This window comes from Phycisphaerae bacterium (genome assembly GCA_012729815.1).
GTDB lineage: Bacteria > Planctomycetota > Phycisphaerae > JAAYCJ01 > JAAYCJ01 > JAAYCJ01.
The window spans coordinates 1-1,637 of record JAAYCJ010000268.1; the positions used below are offsets into that span (position 1 = coordinate 1).

3 protein-coding genes are annotated in these 1,637 nt (G+C 65.2%); 1 reads left to right on the forward strand and 2 read right to left on the reverse strand.

Annotated features, from left to right (window positions below; genetic code table 11):
* On the forward strand, nt 1–183 hold a 183-nt coding region (locus GXY33_17560), incomplete at its 5' end, for an L-ribulose-5-phosphate 4-epimerase (GenBank protein NLX06948.1).
* Here the strand turns inward: GXY33_17560 and GXY33_17565 are convergent.
* Both GXY33_17565 and GXY33_17570 read right to left on the reverse strand, forming a co-directional pair.
* A complete protein-coding gene (locus tag GXY33_17565) occupies nt 162–521 on the reverse strand; it encodes a GIY-YIG nuclease family protein (GenBank protein NLX06949.1) in 360 nt (119 codons plus the stop codon). The genes GXY33_17560 and GXY33_17565 overlap by 22 nt on opposite strands.
* Nucleotides 522–538: 17 nt before the next feature.
* Nucleotides 539–1,637, reverse strand: a 1,099-nt coding sequence (locus GXY33_17570) for a S8 family serine peptidase (GenBank protein NLX06950.1), incomplete at its 5' end; no start/stop codon positions are given.

The window sequence follows — 1,637 nt, forward strand, 5'->3', positions numbered from 1 at the left end:
CACGGCGTTTTCGCGTGGGGCAAGTCGCCGGCTGAGGCCCTCAAGGCCGCGGTGATGGTCGAGGACGTGGCCCGTACCGTTTTCCTCGCCCTGCAATTGGGCCCGATCTCGCCGCTGCCGCTGGAAGAGATCGAGAAGTGGCACGACCGCTATCAGAACCGCTACGGCCAGTCTCGGCTGTAGAACAGGTGTGAGACGCAGCGGCAGTCCGACGCGCCGAAACGCGGCACGGCAACCGCCAGCCGCTTGGTCAACTCGGCGGCCAGCCGGCACTCGGCCTCCTTCGGCTCTTCCATGACGATGGCTCCGAGCATCCGCGCCTGGGTTGAGAGGTAGTCGATGTGCCACCGCAGAGGCTTGTCCCGCCGCCCGTGCCGCTCCAGGCGTGAATCGAGGTTCCGCTGGGCGCTGCCGACGTAGTAGTAGAATCCCTCACCGAACGGAAACGTCCCCAGCCGGCCGATCTGGATCTCGCGTCTCTCACCCAGATAAAACACGGCGATGTACACGCCGTTTTCCATGGTTCCCCGTCTTCCGGTCAGCGTCTTCGGCGCAGTAGGCCGAACGTCCCGAGCACCAGCAACACCAGGCTGGCCGGCTCCGGTGTTACCTGCCACGCCAGTGCGTAGTCCCACTCGAATGTCCCTTGGTCTATACCGGGCGCCACCTGCATCGAGTACCGATGGCCTGTCGTCAGTTCGAAGAACAGGTTCTCGGTGTTGTCGATCAGGCTGCTGGACGCGACGATCGGTTCGGTCCCGCTGGCGTCCAGATCGTAGAGCAGCAGGTCCAGGTTGTACAGCGTGGCGTTCGTGCTGAAGCCGGTATCCCCGCCGACCACGTCGAGGTTCCAGACCAACGATGCGATGAGGGTGTGGTGCCCCGCGCCGGCGGTGAACTCGTACGAGGCGGTCGCGTTGCTGGCGTTGGCCCCGCCGAAGGCCGGATCGTAGTCGAAGCCGAACCGCCCGATATCGGCTGGGTTGCCGTCCTCGGCGCTGTCCTGCTCGCCGGCGGCGATGATGCGGTAGCTGTTGTAGACGTTGAGCTGCCCGGCCCCGTAGGCGCGGCTCAGGCCGTTGGCGGTATCGACCGCATAGTTGGTCAGGTCCGGTCCAACGGCGTTGTCGACGGCCCGGTCAGCCCCGGCCATCAGCGCCGCCTTGATTGCTTCGGTGGTTTCGGCGTGGTGGACCGTCCGGCCGGTGCGCGGGCCAAGGTATGAGCCGTTGGAGAGGGCCGGGTTGGCCGCGGTCTCCAGCAGCACGGCGGTTGCGGCGGCGACCTCCGGAGCGGCGTAGCTGGTCTTGGTGTCGATCGCGTTAGGATCACCCGAGTAATTGCCTGGAGCCACCAGGGTCGGGCGGGTTCGGTTCGCGACGTACAGAGTGTCGACGGCGTACGTCCCGCTGTCGTGGACACCGCTGGTCACGCCGACGGTGATTGCGTTGAAAGCGTCAGCGAGGACCGTATAGCCATGCCGGGAGTTGTCCAATCCGGCCACTTGCAGAAAGTCATCCGTTTCCACGACGTAATCGATACGGCTCAGGATCGATCGATCGCTGGAGCTGTTACCCGCGACCCAACTGTGGTTGGCCAGCCGGTCGTTGACCACCTGAGGGGCGGTGGTCTTTCCG